At 57.5% G+C, this 2,634-nt stretch carries 2 protein-coding genes; both read right to left on the bottom strand.

Features of this window, described 5'->3' with window-relative positions; genetic code table 11:
* Window positions 1–363 precede the first annotated feature (363 nt).
* A complete protein-coding gene (locus C0V72_RS15920; protein ID WP_101795106.1) occupies window positions 364–1,683 on the bottom strand; it encodes a sulfatase-like hydrolase/transferase in 1,320 nt (439 codons plus the stop codon).
* A 366-nt stretch (window positions 1,684–2,049) separates the two neighbouring features.
* On the bottom strand, window positions 2,050–2,529 hold the full coding sequence (locus C0V72_RS15915; protein WP_233999998.1) for a PQQ-dependent sugar dehydrogenase: 480 nt from the start codon (window positions 2,527–2,529) through the stop codon (window positions 2,050–2,052).
* Window positions 2,530–2,634 lie beyond the last annotated feature (105 nt).

The following is a 2,634-nucleotide window of genomic DNA, read 5'->3' as shown; positions in this document are numbered from 1 at the left end:
CGCTCACGCACCTCAGGGGAAAACTTGTTCGTTGTCTTGCTCATCGTAGACCCTTCCTCTCAGGAGTTAGGGCCTCCGGCAATCCCGGGGCGGTTCAATACTGCACCAACAGGCCGAACACATGGATGCACCCGACCGGTGCTCATTAACGCCCAAAACCTCTTGCCCGGCGGGGGCTGTCGGGCAAGCTCCAATGGCCGCTTTTGTCGAAGTTTGACGATCTCCAAACCGACGACAAGTGGGTCGAAGGCGAATGGCGGCTTGCCTTCGCTGCATCCTTTGAATGGGATGTCGAAGGTGGTTTACGGAGTCATGAGCATTGTTTGATAACAGAACTTTGCTGTTGCGAGGGCGCGCTTTGCATCAAACACCACGCCACTTGAGAAGCAGCCACGGCACCATGTCAGGGGCGAACTGCGCGCGGCTCTTGCGATGGAGGTAGGGTGGGATGTGGTCGCCGACGATTAAAATGTCGGTTGGCGGAAAATCAGCCGCTATAGCCTCCTTTGCAATCGCCCTATCGATCGCGTCCCAGATCGCAACCTGCCGGCAGATCATCGGAAACTCTGCTGCAAGCTTCGGAGAAATGCGCGCGCAATCCTCGGTGCCGAGATTGTTTCTTTCCGGCACCGGCAGGTGCGTATTGACAGTGAGCCAATAGATGAACTGCGGCCTGTCTGCGAATTTGAGACGCTGGGCTAGCTGCCTCGGAACGTCGCGGTCACAGGCTCCCTCGAACACGCCTCCGCACTCCTTGGCCCCACCCTTGATCAAGTCGCTGCGGAAGAACTGATTGTCGAAACCGATATTGCGGTACCATCGATTGCGTTCGAAAAACTCGCCGGCGAAGCTGTGATAGGCGGATGTCTCGAACCCCTGCCGTGCCAACCTTGCGGGCACGCAATTAGCGTCCCTGCGATCGACCAGATCATGATACTCGCCCCACCGCCCGCATAATTCGCGGATCTCGCCTGCTGTCGTGGATCCGTAATAGGTCGTTACGCCGGTGCTGACGTCGAACCGGGAGCGGACTGCGGGATCATTATATCGGGCGAAGATCAGGCGCTGCAGTTCGGCATTCTCTGTGGGAAGCCCTAGCGATTCCACCATCACCAGCAGCAGGTGTCGCGGCGGCCCAACCTCGGTGGGCAAGAAGGCGGATGTTGTCAAAGCTGACGAAAACGGCGCATCCTCGCTAGGAAACCGTTTGTAATGACCGGGCAGGTCGTTGGCGACGTATGCATCGGCAAGCGCGGCCGAGGCAACGACGCATAATGCCAGCAGCGTGGCGCGCCAATCGGTGAAATTGCTCGGCCTGCGCAAGGCCAGACACGCGACCACAATCAGTCCGAGCGAGCCCAAGCCCAGAGCCATGTACTCACGCGAGTTCAAAAGGTTCAAATCGTCCATGAACTTGACGGACTGGCTAAGTGAGTAAATCGGAAGGTTGAACAGGTTGCTGACGACAGACACCGCCGCATATGCCAGCCCCACAACAAACGCGATGGCCTGAACATTGACCGGCATGCCGCGGACGATGATGCCGAGGAGACCTATCACGACGATGTGGAGACCGCGCGACGGAAAACCCACAGGATACAGCGCAATGAATCCCAGGTTTGCGAGCCCTACCCAGACCAGCAGCCAGTTCGCCAACGCGACACGCTCGACGGAGTTGATCATGAGGTGCCGAGGCAATCGGAAAGAACCGTGGGTCATGAATGATCCGATCCGTCGCACACACGAGAAAGCGGGTCGTCAATCGAAGGGTGAAGAACGTTTTCAGAAGCTGCGGTGATTTTCATCAGTGTTTTGGCAATCAGAGCTGGAGCGCGGGACAAGCGCCGGCGTTGAATTCGACGGCCAGTCTGTTGGGGTCGCGAGGGAGTTTAACGTTGACCGGCCCCCATAGGGTGATCACTGAATGGCAGAAATATTTCACGAGCGAGGCAAAGCCGCCGTGCTACTTTCGGGTTCACGACGCGCCCGCGCTCATGACCGGTCGTGGGTGGGATGCAGCCAAAGAAAAAACTGGAACGCATCCCTACGTCAACTCCCGAACACAGGCTCAAGCTTAAGAACGCGCCCTGGCCCGCCACCCTTAGGGCCAGTTGGAAAGTCTTCGATCGCCCAGATTGAACCATCAGGTGCCTGCGATACGTGCCGAATGCGAACATTCATGGGGATTTCTTGGGCAACTGCAACGTCGTCACCAGAAAATTTTAGCCGAATCAATGAACAGCTTCTCAATCCGCCGATGATGGCATCGCCCCGCCACGCAGCAAATCGTGTTCCGGTGTAAAAGAACATGCCCGCAGGCGCAGGCGGGACATTCCAAGTAAAGCGTGGCGCCACGAAGCCGTCGTCTGGCGCGTGATCGGGAAGATCGTCGGCATCAGAACCATAATTCTGCCCGTTAGAAGCCAGCGGCCAGCCATAATTTCCGCTCGGCTTGATCAAATTGATTTCGTCTCCCCCTTGCGGGCCGTGCTCAGTCTGCCACTGTCGACCGTCCGGCCCGAACGCGATACCGTAGACATTAGACCTGTTGCGAAAGCCGGGCCAGTTTGATTTTTCTGGGACATCGAGTGAGGACAGGGGGGTGTCTTTTGATGCAAGGGATCAGAAGCCGGC

The sequence above is a fragment of the Porphyrobacter sp. TH134 genome, assembly GCF_002855495.1.
Lineage (GTDB): Bacteria > Pseudomonadota > Alphaproteobacteria > Sphingomonadales > Sphingomonadaceae > Erythrobacter.
The sequence above is the reverse complement of the archived record's forward strand: the minus strand, read 5'-3'. Positions and strand labels throughout refer to the sequence as shown.

Bases quoted from the DNA above. Each gene is read 5' to 3' on its own strand.
- C0V72_RS15920 (WP_101795106.1), bottom strand. From the start codon at position 1,683: ATGATCAACTCCGTCGAGCGTGTCGCGTTGGCGAACTGGCTGCTGGTC.